The sequence below is a fragment of the Limnohabitans sp. JirII-31 genome (genome assembly GCF_002778315.1).
Taxonomy (GTDB): domain Bacteria; phylum Pseudomonadota; class Gammaproteobacteria; order Burkholderiales; family Burkholderiaceae_C; genus Limnohabitans.
In genome coordinates, this window is record NZ_NESA01000005.1 from 1 (window position 1) to 18,623 (window position 18,623).

An 18,623-nucleotide genomic window follows, 5' to 3' on the forward strand; every position below is an offset into this window, starting at 1 on the left:
TTGGTTCGATGACTACAATTCTTATCACCCGCACAGTGCGTTGGGATATTTGCCACCGACCGTGTTCAGGGAAAAACAATCGGTAACTTGAATATACCGACGGTACTGGATTACAGGGTCAAGACCAACGGGGGCTTGAAAGTCGCACTCACAAACCGCATTGAAATTGCTGAAGTGGAACCATCATCATGCAAAGAAAATGTTTGTATGCCATTAGTCAAGATAGTACTACCCAAAATGTCATAGCCATATTTACCATCACACACGGGAAAATACTTTAGTGTCATTGTTGGATATTGATTTGGCGGCACTTTTACATTCACATAAGCCGTTGCCCAAGTCTGCCCGCCATGCCCATCGTCTGACAAATAATCAAACGATGCAGTTCCCGTAAATCCCGTCGTGGCTTGAAACTGCACTTGACCATTCACGATGGATGCATGACCGTTCGCGTGGTCTCTCACGGCACTGACGGTCAACGAGTCGCCATCCACATCGCTGTCATTGCTGGTCAACTGATTGAAAGCAACCGTCACGGGTGTATTTTTATAAGTATCAAACTTGTCGTCCACGGCCACTGGCGCATCGTTCACTGCGGTGACAGGAATGACTGCTTGCACTACGGCTGATTCAGCCCCTGCGGCATCGCGCACTTTGTATTGAAACGATGCGTTGCCGTTGTAGTTGGCATTGGGCGTGAACACCACATTGCCATTGCCGTCCAAACTGACCGAGCCTCCCGAAGCATTGCCAACCCAGCTCAAACTCAATGCGCTGCTTGCATCATCAATGTCGCTGTCGTTGGCCAACAGGGTCGATTTGTTGATGTAAAAAACCGCATCCTCGCTAGCGCCCGTCACGATTTCGCCTTGCGCCGTTGGTGCATCGTTCACGGCGCTGACAACAACCGTTGCGGTCACCGCATTGGATTCCAAACCATCAGGGTCTTTGACCCAGTAGGTGAATGTTGCATTGCCGTTGTAGTTGGTGTTCGGCGTGAACACCACATGACCACTGGCATTCAAATAGGCCGTGCCGCCTGCGCCCGACAGAACGCGCGAAATGGTCAAGCTAGCTTGTGTGTTATCTACGTCTGTGTCGTTTTGCAGCAAGGCACTGCTCAATATCGTGAGCTGCTGATCTTCCACGTCCTGAACCGTCTCACCCGTTGCCACAGGCGCATCGTTCACGCTCAGCAGCGTGATCGTGGCGGTAGCAGATGCAGCGCCTCCATTGCCATCATCGACGGTGTAATCAAAGCTTGCCGTTCCGTAGTAGTTGGCGTCGGGTACAAACAAAATCGTGCCATCGGCGTTGAGCGTCACGCTGCCGTGCCGTGCATTTGAAACGGCTTTGATGGTCAGCACTTGTCCGTCCGTTGCCGCATCCACGTCACTGTCGTTTTTAAGCAAGTCGCTCTGATTGAGCAGCAAATTTGAATCTTCCGATGAGCTGATGGTTTCGCCTGTTGCGACAGGCGCATCGTTGACAGCGGTGATGGTGAATGCTGCCGTTGCCTGTGACAAGGCACCACTTTGATCGCGCACCTGGTACACAAAGCTTGCCACCCCGTGGTAGTTGGCATCTGGCGTAAAAACAATCTCGCCATTGACCAAGGCCACGGAGCCGTGCGTGGCGTTGCCCACCGCAGATACGGTCAAGACATCGTTCGTACCGCCCAATAAAGCATTGGTGCTATCCGCGTCGGTGTCGTTGGATAACAGTTTGGCAAAACTGATGTGCAACGCGTTGTCTTCCGCGCTACCGCTCAAGCTGTCATCGGATGCAACAGGTACGTCGTTGATCTGAGCCACATTGATCGACACGGTGCCTGTTGAAGTTCCGCCCGCACCATCGCTCACGGTGTATTGAAAACTTGCAACACCGAAATAGTTTGCATCGGGCGTGAAAGCAATGCGTCGGCTGCCATCGGCTTGCGTAACGAACCCCACCGTGCCATGCGTGGCGTTGCTGACTGCGGTGATGCTCAGCACCTGACCATCGGTTGCCACGTCTATATCGGTGTCGTTGGTTAGCAAATCAGAGGGGATAAACCAAAGCGTGGTGTCTTCGTTGGTACTGACTGTTTCGCCCGTCACAACTGGCACATCATTGACGGCGTTAACGGTAATGCTCACGCTGGCGTCTGTGGTGCCGCCGTTGCCATCACTCACGGTGTAGGTGAAGCTGGCTGTGCCGTGGTAGTTGGCGTTGGGGATGAAGCGGATGTCGCCGTTGGCGAGCATGCTCACCGTGCCATTTGTCGCGCCTGATACGGCGGTGATGGTTAGCACTTGGCCGTCGGTGGCCGTGTCTACGTCGCTGTCGTTGTTTAAGAGTTGCGCCTGAGTGAAGGTCAACCCCACATCTTCGTCGGTACTGCTGAGCTCGCCCACCGTGACGGGTGCATCGTTAACCGCTGCTAGGTTGATGGTGGCTAGGGCGGTGGCATGTCCCCCATTGCCGTCGCTCACCGTTTAGTTGAAGCTCGCTACACCGTGGTAGTTGGCGTCTGGCGTGAACTGCACGGTTTGCGTGCCGTCTGCGTTGTTGATCAAACTCACAGCGCCGTGGGTCTGCCCGCTAATGCTGCTCACCGAACTCAAGCTCAGGACTTGGCCATCGGTGATGGTGTCTACGTCACTGTCGTTGGCTAGCAGTTTGCTGGCTGCTATGTAGAGCGTGGTGTCTTCGTTGGTACTTGTGCTTTCTCCTAGCACCACGGGTATGTCGTTGACCGCATTGACGGTGATGCTCACGCTGGCGTCTGTGGTGCCTCCGTTGCTGTCGCTCACGGTATAGGTGAAGCTGGCTGCACCGTGGTAATTGGCGTTGGGGATGAAGCGGATGTCACCGTTGGCTAGCATGCTCACCGTGCCGTTGGTAGCCCCCGAGACTGCGGTGATGGTTAGCACTTGGCCGTCGGTAGCGGTATCTACGTCGCTGTCGTTGTTTAAGAGCTGTGCCTGGGTGAAGGTCAACCCGGTGTCTTCGTCTGTGCTGCTGGTCTCGCCCACCGTGACCGGTGCGTCGTTAACAGCTGCAACCGTCACCGTCGCCACGGCAGTGGCATAACCTCCGTTGCCGTCGCTCACGGTGTAGTTGAAGCTGGCTGTGCCATGGTAGTTGGCGTCTGGCGTGTACTGCACGGTTTGCGTGCCGTCTGCGTTGTTGACCAACGCCACCGTGCCATGGGTCTTGCCGCTGATGGTGCTGACTGAACTCAATGTGAGCACTTGGCCGTCTGTCGCTGTGTCCACGTCGCTGTCATTACTCAATAGGGTACTGACTGCGATATTGAGTGTGGTGTCTTCGCTGGTGCTGACCGTCTCTCCCAACACCACCGGCGTGTCGTTGACCGCGTTGACGGTAATGCTCACGCTGGCGTCTGTGGTGGCCCCGTTGCCGTCGCTCACGGTGTAGGTGAAGCTGGCTGTGCCGTGGTAGTTGGCGTTGGGGATGAATTGAATGTCTCCGCTGGCCAGCATGCTCACCGTGCCATTTGTCGCGCCCGATACGGCGGTGATGCTCAATACCTGGCCATCTGTGGCGGTGTCCACATCGCTGTCATTGGCTAATAGGTCAGCTTGCGTGAACACGATGGCGGTGTCTTCGTCTGTGCTGCTGGTCTCGCCCATCGTGACCGGTGCGTCGTTAACAGCGGCAACCGTCACCGTCGCCACGGCGGTGGCATAACCCCCGTTGCCGTCGCTCACGGTGTAGTTGAAACTGGCTGTGCCATGGTAGTTGGCGTCTGGCGTGTACTGCACGGTTTGCGTGCCGTCTGCGTTGCTGACCAAAGTCACTGTGCCGTGGGTTTTGCCATTGATGCTGCCGACAGCGCTCAAGCTCAGCACTTGGCCATCGGTGATGGTGTCTACGTCACTGTCGTTAGCCAGCAGCTTGCTGGCTGCTATGTTCAGCGTGGTGTCTTCGCTGGTGCTGACCGTCTCTCCCAGCACCCCCGGGGTGTCGTTGACCTCGTTGACGGTGATGCTCACGCTGGCGTTGGTGGTGCCGCCGTTGCCGTCGCTCACGGTGTAGGTGAAGCTAGCTGTGCCGTGGTAGTTGGCGTTGGGGATGAATTGAATGTCTCCGCTGGCCAGCATGCTCACCGTGCCATTTGTCGCGCCCGATACGGCGGTGATGCTCAATACTTGGCCGTCTGTGGCGGTGTCCACATCGCTGTCATTGGCCAGCAATTCAGCTTGCGTCCATGTGATCGCGTTGTCTTCATCAATTTGGTCGGTTTCATCTGCTGTCACTGGCGCGTCGTTGACTGCTGACACCGTCACTGTTGCTGTTGAAGTGGCATAACCTCCATTGCCGTCGCTCACGGTGTAGTTGAAACTGGCTGTGCCGTGGTAGTTGGCATCTGGCGTGTACTGCACGGTTTGTGTGCCGTCTGCGTTGGTCACCAAACTGACCGTGCCATGGGTTTTGCCACTGATGCTGCTGACAGAGCTTAAGTTCAGCACTTGGCCGTCTGTGGCTGTGTCTACATCGCTGTCGTTGCTCAACAGGGTACTGGCTGCGATGTTGAGGGTGATGTCTTCGCTGGTGCTGACCGTCTCTCCCAGCACCACCGGCGTGTCGTTGACCGCGTTGACGGTAATGCTCACGCCGGCGTCTGTGGTGGCCCCGTTGCCGTCGCTCACGGTGTAGGTGAAACTGGCTGTGCCGTGGTAGTTGGCTGTGGGGATGAATTGAATGTCTCCGCTGGCCAGCATGCTCACCGTGCCATGAGTGGCGTCTGAGACAGCGGTGATGCTCAGCACCTGGCCATCTGTGGCTGTGTCTACATCGCTGTCATTGGCCAGCAACTCAGCTTGCGTCCATGTGATCGCGTTGTCTTCGTCAATTTGGTCGGTTTCATCTGCTGTCACTGGCGCGTCGTTGACGGCTGACACCGTCACTGTTGCTGTTGAAGTGGCATAACCTCCATTGCCGTCACTCACGGTGTAGTTGAAACTGGCTGTGCCATGGTAGTTGGCGTCTGGCGTGTACTGCACGGTTTGCGTGCCGTCTGCGTTGCTGACCAAAGCCACCGTGCCATGGGTTTTGCCACTGATGCTGCTAACCCCACTCAGGCTTAGCACTTGACCATCGGTGATGGTGTCCACATCGCTGTCGTTAGCGAGCAGCTTGCTGGCTGCTATGTTCAACGTAGTGTCTTCGTTGGTATTCGTAGACTCGCCTTGCACCACCGGGGTGTCGTTGACAGCCCCAATGCTTAAAGTCACCGTGTTCGTACTTGTGGCACCAAAAGTATCTGTCACCACATAGTCAAAAGTCGCTAAGCCGTGGTAGTTGGCATCCGGCAAAAACTCAATTTGCCCTGAACTCAACAAGCGCACTGTGCCGTGACTGGCATTGCCCACACTTTGCACTGACAGGCTGTCGGCATCGGTCAGCACATCGTTGTCGGTGTCGTTGGCCAATACATCCGCTTGTTCAAGAATGATGAGTGTGTCTTCCGTGCCATCAAAGCTGTCACTCTGACTGACTGGCGCGTCGTTGACGGCACTCACACCCGCCACAACAAACGCGGTGCTGGTGGCACCAGATACATCGGTTATTTCGTAACTGAACCTGACATTGCCGTGGTATTGCGCATCGGGCACGAGGTTGATCGTGCCATCTGTGTTGAGGGTGACAGTGCAATGCAGGGCGTCAAACACCCGACTGATGGTGAGGACGTCAGCATCGGTCGCAATATCGTTATCGGTGTCATTTGCTAACAGCTGTTTTGAGGTCAGCACGATGGCACTGTCTTCTTGGGTGACAAACACATCACCCAACGCTTTCGGGCTATCGTTGACTGCAAGCACCGTCAAATTAACGCTCGCGTCTGTGGTGGCTCCGTTGCCGTCACTCACCGTGTAGGTGAAACTGGCTGTGCCGTGGTAGTTGGCGTCGGGAGTAAAGCGGATATCGCCATTGGCCAACATGCTCACCTTGCCATTTGTCGCGCCTGATACGGCGGTGATGGTTAGCACTTGGCCGTCGGTGGCGGTGTCTACATCGCTGTCGTTTTCTAAGAGTTTTGCTTGTGTGAAGGTCAACCACACATCTTCGTCTGTGCTGCTGGTCTCGCCCACTGTCACCGGCGCATCGTTGACCGCTGCAAGGTTGATAGTCGCCACTGCGGTGGCGTACCCCCCGTTGCCATCACTCACCGTGTAGTTGAAGCTGGCTACACCGTGGTAATTGGCATCGGGGGCGAACTGCACAGTTTGCGTGCCGTCTGCGTTGTTGACCAAACTCACTGTGCCGTGGGTTTTGCCACTGATGCTGCTGACAGCGCTCAAGCTCAGCACTTGGCCATCGGTGATGGTGTCTACGTCACTGTCGTTGTCAAGCAGTTTGCTGGCTGCTATATAGAGCGTGGTGTCTTCGTTGGTACTGGTGCTCTCGCCTTGCACCACCGGTGTGTCGTTGACTTCGTTGACGGTGATGCTCACGCTGGCGTTGGTGGTGCCGCCGTTGCCATCACTCACGGTGTAGGTGAAGCTGGCTGCACCGTGGTAGTTGGCGTTGGGGATGAAGCTGATGTCGCCGTTGGCGAGCATGCTAACCGTACCATTGCTCGCGCCCGTGACGGCGGTGATGCTCAATACCTGGCCGTCGGTGGCGGTGTCTACGTCGCTGTCATTTTTTAAGAGTTGTGCCTGGGTGAAGAAGATGGGAATATCTTCATCCACACTGTCTGTATCTTGTTGGGTAACGGGAGCATCGTTCACGGCGCTGACGTCTACATTGACTGTGGCGGTGGTGCTGCCGTTGTTGCTTGCATCGTTGCCGTCGTTGACGATATAGGTGAATTGGGCACTGCCATGGAAATTGCTGTCCGGCACAAAGCGTATGCGTCCATCTGCCAACAAGGTTGCCGTGCCATTCTGTGCGGCGGCAATGCCTGTGATGCTTAGCACCTGACCATCGGTGACCGAGTCCACATCGCTGTCGTTGCTCAGCAAGTCTGCCACGTTGAAATAGATGGCTGTGTCTTCTTGTGTCTGCCCTGTTTCACCCTGCGTCACCGGTGCATCGTTGACAGCAGCAATCACCAGCGTCGTGCTGCCCGTGGTGCTCAAACCATATTGGTCTGTCACGGTGTAGGTGAAGCTGGCCTCGCCATGGAAGTTGGTGTTGGGCATGAACACCACCACACCGTCGTTCAAGCTGACCTGCCCGTTCACCGCATCTGCAACCGCTGTGATGGTGAGTGCGGGTGCATTGGGGTCTGCGCTGGCGTTGGGGCTGCTGTCGTTGGCCAACAAAACGTCTTGGCTCAAGCGCAACACTACGTCCTCGGTGCCGGGCAAAGTTTCGCCACTGACGACGGGGTAATCCAGTGTCACGTAAGTAGCGGCACTCGCGCTCACGCTGGACGTGGTGGATGTTGCGTCTGTCGATGTTGCTGTTGCACTGCTGGTAGCAGACGTGCTGTCTGAACTGGCTTTGCTGCTGGTTGCGCTGCTGATCACCACCGCCTTGACCACCACCACAGGTGCAGCCTCTGTCACAGGGCTGGCTGGCGTTGACGAAACAAAGGCAGGCGAGGACGTGCTACTGGATGTGGCTGCGGTTTGCACCGTCTGCACACCCTGCACCACCAGCACAGGAGCAGAGAACACCTCAGCCTGTTTGACGACCACTTCTGCTGGCGTGGATGGTGCAAGTGACGTGTTTGAGCTTGCGCCTGAAGTCGGCAAGGTGGTGGTGAACTGGTTGTTGGTGCTCACCGCGTTGGCGCTGTTGCTGCTTGGGTTGGTGTTGCTGCCAGCGCTGACCACATTGGCCTGCACCGCTGCCGCCTCTGCCGCACTGGCGGTGGCCCCTAAACCGACCGCGCCTAAAACCCCCAAACCCGCCGCCCCAAACATGCTGCTGCCAGCGCTCTCAATCATGTCTTGTGTGACAAGGCGAATTTCATTGGTCGACGACGCCTGGGTGCTGGGCACGAAGGCCAGCCGCGTCTCTGGGACGCGGATGCTGTTGGCAGCTGGGCTAGGTGTTGGAACTGCATCACTCTTGATTCGACTGTCGCCCGCCACAAAGGTGACCTGCGCGTTGGGCTTGACTGTGGCTTGGGTGGGTGCATCACTGACCACCCGCGCATCCCCAGCCGCGACGGTGCTTTGTGTGGTTTGATTTGCTGCTGCTTTGACGGGCCCAAAATTTGTGGCACCTGTCGCCGTTGTCTGTGTGGGTGCACCCTCCACATTGCCACCGCCTTGCCTGTGTGCTTCTTGCTCTGCGGTACCTTCCCAGTCGCCCGTGCGCAAGGCTTGCTGCTCATAAGTTTGTTCGCGCTTGTCCACCCAGCGTGTGCCACCTTCATCGGTGATCTGCACTTGGCCTTGGTAGCCTTCGTGTTCCAAGACCGTGCCTGCGTCTAGGGTGCGCAGCGTACCGTCGGGGTTGACTTCTCGTATCTGCGTGAATTTGATGCCCTCTGTGTCTGCTTTGAGGGTTTGTGCTGTCAGCGCATCGGTGTGGCCGTCGGCATACGTCACCTCGCCTGTTTTGAAGTTGATGCTGCTGATGTGCTGGCTAGCCAAACTGCTGACTTCGTTGCCTGATTGAACACCGTCTTGGTTGACATCGACCCACAGTTTGATGGCGGCAAACGCCGGGTCGCTCTTGTCAATCGTTCCGTCCCCGTTCGCATCTAACCACTCGATGTTGTTGCGTTGCAAGTCTGCGTTGGCATTGGCCAGTCGTGCTGCGTCAGTGGGATTGCCTTCGCTGGTGTTGCCGCCTAAGTTCAAGATGTCGCGGGTTTCGATCAGACCGTTGCCATTAAAGTCAAGAACTAAAAGAGCTTGTAAGTTACCAGAGAAATCTTTTGCGGAAAATAACTGTGTTTTTTCTAAATACCCATCACCATCGACATCTCTTAACAACTCAATTGTCGAGGCAACCTCTCCTCGCGCATGTACCAACAGTGCGCCATAAGTTTGACTCTTAAAGTCTGCAGATTGTGATGCATCACCATAAACTGCACTTGATCGAAGCTGGATGAGTGCATTGGCTTCGAGAACTGTTGTATCAGCACCTTGAAGTTGTTGCTCATGAATATCTGATTGCGTATTAATCCAATGCTCTCGAATCGTCTCATATTCCCAAGATGTTTGAATACAACCATCTTGGCTTAACTTGTCATGTAGCTGCTCTCCGAACCCATTTAAATTGATGGCTTGAAGCTTCTCTGTACCTTCATCTGAATAGCTTAAAAAATAAGCTCGGTCTCCATCAAATTTAATTTCTGGGAGCTTTGCTGGATTTAGTGCAACGTGATACTGATCCCATTGCAGCTCTGGTACGCCATCTAAGTTGAGCTTTCGATCAATCCGGTCGTTTAATAAGTCCACTTGTATTTGGGCTTGACTCAAAATTTCCTGAGCATACATTTTGGCTATTTGCCCACCCAATCCGTTATTCCGGTTCTGTGCCGTTGCGTTACCTGCGCTATCCAATGTAATTTGAGCCGTCCCACTAATTTCAACGCTGAGGTCACGTGCAACGTTCGTCACATCGTCAATACCGACATCTGCATGTTTTGTGATTGATTGGAATTTTTCAATATCAACAGCCCATTTAGGTTGGATACAGAAATGACCTTCTGCAAAGGATAAAAATCTTGTGGCTGATGCCCAAGAAAAGCTGTCTGTGTAACCTGTTAAGGCTCCATTTTTCTGGTCCCACTGCACGCTTGGTAGCGTCGAGGCATTCACACTAACGTGGAAACTTGTAAATACAGCAGGATCAACCCCTTGTGCGAATAGTGCTTCATCTATTGCCTGGTTACGCTGAGTGACTATTTGATTTAATCCATCAAGTAGCTGGTTTGCTACTGAAATTGCAGCATTGGCCCCCCCGCTTTGATCGATATCCACCAAAGGAATAATTTCTCCATTGGCATTCCAGCCAAAATGCACAAGGCCTAAGGGCGGAGGTGGTGGATCGTCGTCGCCCCAGAGGCCGCCCAAAGCACCACCGATAAACCCGCCAATGGCTCCACCAATAGCTGCTCCAATTGGCCCGCCCATGACAGCACCAATGTCTTCACCAATGTAGGTGCCCAACATCGTGCCTGCTGCAACTTCGGGGTTATCTTCAAAGTTGCGAATGGCCAATGCATAGCTCAGGTAAGGCACCGACTCGCCCGCAGCCGTGTTGCCAAAGGCCTCGTTCATGGCGTTGTCCAGCGCACGGTCACTGACCACGTTGATGCCGTTGGCAATGATGAGGCTGTCTCCGCTTTGCAGGCCTTGCGCCAAACTGAGCCAGCCTGCGGCTGCGCCTAAGTCGCCGGGCAGGTTGTTGCCCGTGGCACCAAAGGCTTCTCCCAATTTGTCGGTGGCGTTATACAAGTTGACCAAGGCGCTGAGCTTGCCCACATCGCTCAAGTGGTCCCAGTTGTTGGCAGCCATGAGGCTGTTGAACAAGGCGCTGGCTTGTTGTTGGGCTTGGGTGTTGTACTGATCTTGGGTTAGAACGCTGCCTTGTTCGTTGATGTGTTGGTTGACTTCTACCGTGTTGCCACTGGCATCGATGGCGGTGGCTTTGAGGTTCAAGTCGCCTGATGACGAGTGAACAATCTCGCCCACGATGTCGCCGTCTGCGGTGGCTATCAATGCACCGCCACCGGGCAAGGTGTAGAAGGAGAGGGATTTGTCGTTGCCTAGCCCTAGCTTGTCCATCTGCGCCGCGAGTGCGTCTTGTTGCGCTGTCGTGAGGGTGTTGGCTTGCGTGTCTAGGTAGTGGGTGAAAGTGTTGGTGTTGGCATTGGTGGGGGCGGGTGTATCGGGTAACGTGCCGTTGGCGTCTGCCACCTGCACACCTTTGTCGGTAGGTAGTTTAGGGTTGCTGAACACATCAAGGAGGTTTTCGAAAACCTGCGCTGCATCGCTACCTGTTCTCAGTGCGTTGCTCACCTCACCTGTTGCGGGGTCGTATTGCTGCACTTGATCGCTGGTGCCTGTGCGCACTTGCACGATGCCCGTCTCAGGGTCGCGCTCCATCGTTTGACCTGGCCCTGCACTCAGCAGCACATGGCCGTCTTTGTCGAGCAGTTTGGCGGTAACTGTGGTTTGACCATTCGCTGTGGTGGATGTGCTGACTACGCTAGTGCCATCGGGGAGAGTGGCGTCGATGGCGTCGCCGGCAATACTCGCAGGCCGCTTGGCGATGATGACCACGTCATCAAGCTTTGTTACAGAATTCGCACTGGTCTCGGTAGCTAAATTTTCTCGATTCGTATCGTGTAAGTCATAGCCAGAGAATTTCTTTACATACGACGAAATTCGAGTCCCATTCCCGTCAATGTTGTCATCTACTCCATCCGATTTCAAATATCGTTGAAGCCCGCCAACACCTTTTAGGTGCGCCCCAGCAATAAGACCACTTTCCGTAATAAATGTTCCATCTGAAAGTGTTTTACCAATGTACTGATCTAAACCAAGATTTTCTATATAGTTCCATTGTTTATCAACGTAAGCGCGAATAGCATTCTCTTGCGCCTGTGAATTAGATAAAAAATCATCTTTGCTTGATACACCATCCTTACCCGTCCACTGCCCTCTCCAATCATTCTGAGTACTTCCATCTCGCTTGTAATAGCCAGCGTCGATTAGAGCAGTTTCACCGACTTGGTATTTTCCTAAGTATCCGAATTGATTGACTACAGAGTAATTCCCGCCAGATTCCCTTGCAGCCAAGCTCGTCAAAAAATCTGACATATTTTTCATTTTTTAGCTCCGAGCAAATTCGACAAAACACCCGTCAACTCAGTGCTGGGCGACGATATCGATTCAATGTCTGATCGAATAGACAACATCCCCCAGCCAGCACCTGAAGAAGGTGCATAAACGAAATACAAATACTCTGCATCACACGCATGAGGACGACAAGTTGAATAGATATAAATCACGTCGCCATTTTTTAGGGTTTTCTTTTCAGCGGGACTTGTAGGTCCAGAACCAAAAGACACCCACTTCAGTCCAAGATATGGCTCAAATACTTTTTTGTAAGCAGCAGAAAAGCGTTGCTCTTTCAGAGCGTTAAAAAGAAGCGGTTGCACCTGCTCCTGCTCCTGCTGAAAATTGTTTTGCGCCCAAATTGCAGGCGTCATTAAAAACACAGCACAAAGCAAGCATCCTCTCCACGCTTGACCTATGGCATTGCCCACAAACACCACTTTGCCTTCAGCTTGATTCACAACCGATGAGCCTAGTGGCGCAGCAATGTCTGAACCCTTGTGGTTAGTTCCTTCGTATTGCTGTTGAAGCTTTGTGTTATTTGCATCAATCATGCTTTGTCTCCCTGATGTGCTTTAGCGTGAGCCATGCAATGACGAGAAGCGGATAGATGAGTTGTCTAAGAAAGAAATACTCCGTTTCGGCAGGGGTCGTGTTTTCGTGGAAATGGCCGCCAAGAATTAGCGTTTCGCCAAACCCGTAGAAAAATGCACCAAGAGCAGCCCATCTCAATGTGGACTGATGCCGCAATGGGAAAAGGAGCGCACAAAGCAAAAGTACGCTGGCTGGAATCGCGCCCCACAAGCTGGCTGCAACCCAAAACCCGCGTGTCCAACTAATTCCATCCATCTCGGCACAAGCTCGCACACCACCCCACAAAACAAAAATCCAAATCAACGAACTCAACCGCTTGGATTTAGGTTGCTCTTTGGTAACTACTTCGCTTTGCGTTTCTGCGTTCATGCAGCGCTCCTAAAAAACTCGTCGTTTTTCGCTATTTGATTTGTGTCACTACTAGCTATGTCTTCTTGTGTCTGCCCTGTTTCACCCTGCGTCACCGGTGCATCGTTGACAGCAGCAATCACCAGCGTCGTGCTGCCCGTGGTGCTCAAACCATATTGGTCTGTCACGGTGTAGGTGAAGCTGGCCTCGCCATGGAAGTTGGTGTTGGGCATGAACACCACCACACCGTCGTTCAAGCTGACCTGCCCGTTCACCGCATCTGCAACCGCTGTGATGGTGAGTGCGGGTGCATTGGGGTCTGCGCTGGCGTTGGGGCTGCTGTCGTTGGCCAACAAAACGTCTTGGCTCAAGCGCAACACTACGTCCTCGGTGCCGGGCAAAGTTTCGCCACTGACGACGGGGTAATCCAGTGTCACGTAAGTAGCGGCACTCGCGCTCACGCTGGACGTGGTGGATGTTGCGTCTGTCGATGTTGCTGTTGCACTGCTGGTAGCAGACGTGCTGTCTGAACTGGCTTTGCTGCTGGTTGCGCTGCTGATCACCACCGCCTTGACCACCACCACAGGTGCAGCCTCTGTCACAGGGCTGGCTGGCGTTGACGAAACAAAGGCAGGCGAGGACGTGCTACTGGATGTGGCTGCGGTTTGCACCGTCTGCACACCCTGCACCACCAGCACAGGAGCAGAGAACACCTCAGCCTGTTTGACGACCACTTCTGCTGGCGTGGATGGTGCAAGTGACGTGTTTGAGCTTGCGCCTGAAGTCGGCAAGGTGGTGGTGAACTGGTTGTTGGTGCTCACCGCGTTGGCGCTGTTGCTGCTTGGGTTGGTGTTGCTGCCAGCGCTGACCACATTGGCCTGCACCGCTGCCGCCTCTGCCGCACTGGCGGTGGCCCCTAAACCGACCGCGCCTAAAACCCCCAAACCCGCCGCCCCAAACATGCTGCTGCCAGCGCTCTCAATCATGTCTTGTGTGACAAGGCGAATTTCATTGGTCGACGACGCCTGGGTGCTGGGCACGAAGGCCAGCCGCGTCTCTGGGACGCGGATGCTGTTGGCAGCTGGGCTAGGTGTTGGAACTGCATCACTCTTGATTCGACTGTCGCCCGCCACAAAGGTGACCTGCGCGTTGGGCTTGACTGTGGCTTGGGTGGGTGCATCACTGACCACCCGCGCATCCCCAGCCGCGACGGTGCTTTGTGTGGTTTGATTTGCTGCTGCTTTGACGGGCCCAAAATTTGTGGCACCTGTCGCCGTTGTCTGTGTGGGTGCACCCTCCACATTGCCACCGCCTTGCCTGTGTGCTTCTTGCTCTGCGGTACCTTCCCAGTCGCCCGTGCGCAAGGCTTGCTGCTCATAAGTTTGTTCGCGCTTGTCCACCCAGCGTGTGCCACCTTCATCGGTGATCTGCACTTGGCCTTGGTAGCCTTCGTGTTCCAAGACCGTGCCTGCGTCTAGGGTGCGCAGCGTACCGTCGGGGTTGACTTCTCGTATCTGCGTGAATTTGATGCCCTCTGTGTCTGCTTTGAGGGTTTGTGCTGTCAGCGCATCGGTGTGGCCGTCGGCATACGTCACCTCGCCTGTTTTGAAGTTGATGCTGCTGATGTGCTGGCTAGCCAAACTGCTGACTTCGTTGCCTGATTGAACACCGTCTTGGTTGACATCGACCCACAGTTTGATGGCGGCAAACGCCGGGTCGCTCTTGTCAATCGTTCCGTCCCCGTTCGCATCTAACCACTCGATGTTGTTGCGTTGCAAGTCTGCGTTGGCATTGGCCAGTCGTGCTGCGTCAGTGGGATTGCCTTCGCTGGTGTTGCCGCCTAAGTTCAAGATGTCTCGCGTCTGAATGACGCCATCACCATTGAAGTCAATAGTCAGTACCGCTTGCAAGTTGCCTGCGCTGTCTGTGGCGGCCACTGCTTGGGTTTGCTCAAAATATCCATCGCCCTCGACATCGCGCAGCACTTGCGTGAGTTGGGTTTGGGCCGCTTGCACACCGGGGATGTCACCCAGGTGCAGCACCAGCGCACCAAATGTTTGGCTCTTGAAGTCGGCGCTTTCTGCGGCATTGCCTTGCAAGCTAAACGCCTCATTGCCGGCATAGGATTGGCCGCCTACGCCTAGTTTGAAGTCGTGGGCTAGCTCAGTGAGGTGCGCTTGGGCTTGGCTAATTTGATGGCCTAGCGCGTTGTAGTTCTGCTCTTGGCCTGCTTTGAGTTGCTGCTGCGAATAAACACCATCTTCCGTTTGAACGTCAACGGTCTCCAGCAACGCATCGCGCTGGGCTTGCAGCTGTTGTATTTGTTCTTGAGCATGTTGCCACTTCGCTTGCTCGGTCTGCACTTGCCATGCAGGAGCGAGGCCGCCGTTGTTGCTCAAAGTTTCCAGTAATTTCTGCGCAATGCTCTCGCTAAATATAGGCTCATGGAATGTGGTGCCATCGGTCATGGTGACCTCTAGCCACGCACCACCTGTTTGGCTGCTGTAGCCGATGCGCGGAATCAAGTACGGGTTGATGGCCACGTCGTCTGCGCTGCTGGGGTTCTTCTCGTTGATGGCTTGCACCACAGCTTCGAGCAAGCTCTGCACACCTGTGGCCAAGTTGTTGGCCACATCACCACCGCCACTTTGGTTGTAGTCGATGGTGTGTTGGATGTTGCCGTTGGCATCCCAACTGAAATGCACAGCGCCATCTGGGGGTGGGGGTGGGTCGTCGTCGCCCCAGAGGCCGCCCAAAGCACCACCGATAAACCCGCCAATGGCTCCACCAAGTGGCCCACCAAAGTACATGCCCACCAAGGTGCCAATGCTCTGCGCTGGGTTGTCTTCTAAATTGTTGAGCGCCAACGCTATGCTGACGTAGGGCACGGCATTAGACATGGCGTTGCTGGCTGCCGCACTCTCTAAAGCCGACTCTGCCGCCGCGTCAAAGGCCGCGCTGCTGGCAGCATCGACGGTGCTTTGCGCCATCATGTCGTCCATCATCTGCATGGCCGCATCGCTCATGTAGCTGCTGTACGCGTTCAACCCCATTTGCCCCACTTGCAAGCCGCTTTGCAGCGTCATCCACCCGTTGCCGCTGTCGAGGCCTTGCATGAGTCCCAGCACACTGGCAAAGCCACCCAAGTCGCCGGCTAGCTCTGCGCCTACAGCGTGGGCTGCGTTGTACGCACCCGTGAGTGCGCTGAGTTTGCCGACATCGCTCAATTGATCCCACTGCTGGAGGTTCATGAGTCCGTTGAACAAACCTATGCCCTGCGCCACGCTTTGTAACTGGGCTTGGTTGTACTGCTCTTGGGTTTGAACGCTGCCTTGTTCGTTGATGTGTTGGTTGACTTCTACCGTGTTGCCACTGGCGTCGATGGCGGTGGCTTTGAGGCTGAGGTCACCCGTGCTGCTGCGGTTAATCTCGCCCACGATGTCGCCGTCTGCGGTGGCTATCAATGCGCCGCCACTAGGCAAGGTGTAGAAGGAGAGGGATTTGTCGGTGCCTAGGCCTAGTTTGTTTATCTGCGCCGCGAGTGCGTCTTGTTGCGCGGTGCTGAGAGTACTTCCTTGCGTGTCTAGGTAGTGGGTGAAAGTGTTGGTGTTGGCATTGGTGGGGGCGGATGTATCGGGCAACATGCCGCTGGCGTCGGATTCGCTCTGTTGTGTGTTTTCTTGAGCTTTGTGAACTTGGTCGCTTTGCAAGTCCATGCCGTTCACAGAGTCGGCGCTATAAATATTGATCTCTGGAGTTCCCCGAGGGTCTTGCAAAGACGTCAACAATTCACTCTGCGAAAGAACCCGCCGTTCACCACTTACGGTTGTTTCGATGACCTGAGGAGAGCTTGCATCTTGTGCGTGTGCCAGATGTATTCGATTGCCACTTTGCACAACTACCGCCACGGGTTGCATTTCACCGTCAACAACCTCACGATCAAAAAAAGCGATGGCTTTGCCACTTTTATCGACCAACGCTTGTATTTGCCATGTATTGCTCGACGAACCATCCGAAGAAATAGGCGCATAGAGCACCGGCTTACCATCACGACCCAGAAACATGGTTTGCAATGTCAACGCGCCCGCATCAGCAATTTGTCCCTTGACGCCTGCGAGCATGTACAAGGCATCTTCAATCTTTACTGAGCTGTGCTCTGCCACGGTTTGCAACGCCTCCCCCGTGGCAAGTCCAGCTAGCGGGTTTGCTAAAAATGTACCCAACGTTGCCAAGGTGTCCACGCCACCCATTTGACCCAGCGCAGGAATGGGAACAACCTGTGTTTCCTGAAACTGTTCTCCGAGTTTGGCAATATTGGATGTGGTGACGTTTTGTATCTTTCCCGTGATGTCGTGCCCACTTTCAGGCTGGCCATTTTCAAGTGCGATTTGTTTGAATTGCGGCGTATCAATCAAACGTGCCGCACCAGGCGCATCTTGTACTTGTGCGTCAACACCGTACATCTTGGCCACCACTTGAGCCAACATGCCGCCTAGGCTGTGGCCTGTGGCTAGGGTGGTGATTTTTGGTGCATCAGTAATGTTATCCTGCTCAGCATATTTACCAACTGCATCGACTGCCATTCCCTGAGCCTGCTTCATATAAGCAGCCGCATCGGTGAACTGTCCATTCCAAGTGCCGTTAGCTGCTGCTTTGAGTGCTGTGGTTAAGTCAGTGGTTGAATCACTCCCTCGATAGGCCACCACCAACTCACCTGTTTTAGGGTTCACATATGCACTGGCGGCAAAGTCGGGGGATTGGGGATTTTCTAAAACAACTTTAAGTGGCTCAAACCCTGCGGGTGGAATGAACGGCGTTTTGCTGTCATAGGCCCCGCGCGCAAAAGTTGAGGCCTGAACAGCCTTGCCACTCACGCTTGATAAATTCAAATCGCTCATGGCTTATCTCCTTTGGGCATGCCTTCCCACACCCCTTTGTAAAAGTTGTGCTCTTGCTCACGGTCTTGTTTAACCACTTCGCCTGCACGCGAACTCCAAGCAGCAGGCAAATAAATTTCGTACAAAACCTTGTCTACCTTGAAGGTCATCTTGTCTTCAAGCTGCAGGTTCAATGTTTGCCCGTTGACAAACGGATGCCCCCCGCAACCATGGTTGAGCTTTAGATAGCTGTAGCGGCCATGAATCTCTCGGTCATAAGCCATGGTTTGCAAACGTCCCGTACCTTGACGCGCACCTACCGACTGCCAGTACAAATCTTTTCCTGTTTCAGGGTCGACGAAGGGAGTATTCCCAAAAATAACTCTTGGTTTACGACCTGAGGTTTTGGTCACTGAATCGAATGCCCAAAGCTGTCCATGTTTAATCGACGAGAAATACCCCTTTGCAGAATCGAAGTCCACAACTGGCGACCCCTCACGCCAAGGCAGCTTTTGAACAGTGCGATCAAAGTACAACTCCAACACACAGTTCATCACTGGGCTGCATGCATTTTTGTTTCCGCCCCAACCACAGTCTTGTTCTGCGCCTTCAGGTTCGCGTCTGAATGCTGCGGCCACTACGCCTTTGAGTTCATCGCTGGCCCATTCCATCGGCATTCCCGCGTCCCGCGCCACCGCTGTCGTGTACACCCAAATATTGGGATCACGCCGAAACACACCACCGCTACCTCCATGCTCGCGCTCGTAGCGCAACATTTTTTTCGCAGGTTCAGCAGGTGTCTGTGCAAAGGCTTCGACTGCGCTCAATGCTGAAAGAACAACAAGGACGTATTGGGTCAAATTTCTCATGCAGCTCTCCAATGCAATCGTCATTGGCTGCTTGTTCGAAATTACATAAAAAGAACTACTAGCTCAAGACAATTTAAGAAATTAAACTATCTGAGCTAGACACTGAATTTAAGTGCCTCTTTTCTTTACTGCTACCGTTGGTGTTGCACGGTAGGTTCGCGCTTTCGCTT

The 18,623-nt window shown here is 54.3% G+C and carries 7 protein-coding genes; 1 reads left to right on the plus strand and 6 read right to left on the minus strand.

Going from position 1 to position 18,623, the window contains the following annotated elements:
- On the plus strand, nucleotides 1-91 hold a 91-nt coding region (locus tag B9Z41_RS17325; protein ID WP_143474155.1), incomplete at its 5' end, for an integrase core domain-containing protein.
- A gap of 19 nt (nucleotides 92-110) precedes the next feature.
- Here B9Z41_RS17325 and B9Z41_RS07820 read toward each other — a convergent pair.
- The 6 genes from B9Z41_RS07820 to B9Z41_RS07845 all read right to left on the minus strand — a co-directional run bounded on the left by B9Z41_RS07820 (nucleotide 111) and on the right by B9Z41_RS07845 (nucleotide 18,453).
- Complete coding sequence (locus tag B9Z41_RS07820) at nucleotides 111-2,474, minus strand: tandem-95 repeat protein (RefSeq protein WP_100146505.1); 2,364 nt, start codon at nucleotides 2,472-2,474, stop codon at nucleotides 111-113.
- Between the two features lie 3 nt (nucleotides 2,475-2,477).
- Nucleotides 2,478-11,207 carry an S-layer family protein gene (locus tag B9Z41_RS07825; RefSeq protein ID WP_158236151.1) on the minus strand — a complete coding sequence of 2,910 codons (8,730 nt, stop codon included), beginning with the start codon at nucleotides 11,205-11,207 and terminating at the stop codon, nucleotides 2,478-2,480.
- Nucleotides 11,208-11,752: 545 nt separating this feature from the next.
- Nucleotides 11,753-12,319: an Ivy family c-type lysozyme inhibitor gene (locus tag B9Z41_RS07830; RefSeq protein WP_100146507.1), complete on the minus strand. Its 567-nt coding sequence runs from the start codon at nucleotides 12,317-12,319 to the stop codon at nucleotides 11,753-11,755.
- The gene (locus B9Z41_RS07835) at nucleotides 12,312-12,728 is read right to left on the minus strand and encodes a hypothetical protein (protein ID WP_100146508.1); all 417 of its coding nucleotides are present in this window, start codon (nucleotides 12,726-12,728) and stop codon (nucleotides 12,312-12,314) included. The genes B9Z41_RS07830 and B9Z41_RS07835 overlap by 8 nt, the downstream gene beginning before the upstream one ends.
- Nucleotides 12,725-17,605 (minus strand): cadherin-like domain-containing protein, encoded by a 4,881-nt coding sequence (locus B9Z41_RS07840; protein ID WP_143474166.1) that lies wholly within the window; start codon nucleotides 17,603-17,605, stop codon nucleotides 12,725-12,727. Before B9Z41_RS07840 ends, B9Z41_RS07835 begins: the two co-directional genes overlap by 4 nt.
- Nucleotides 17,602-18,453 carry a hypothetical protein gene (locus tag B9Z41_RS07845; RefSeq protein ID WP_143474167.1) on the minus strand — a complete coding sequence of 284 codons (852 nt, stop codon included), beginning with the start codon at nucleotides 18,451-18,453 and terminating at the stop codon, nucleotides 17,602-17,604. Before B9Z41_RS07845 ends, B9Z41_RS07840 begins: the two co-directional genes overlap by 4 nt.
- Nucleotides 18,454-18,623 lie beyond the last annotated feature (170 nt).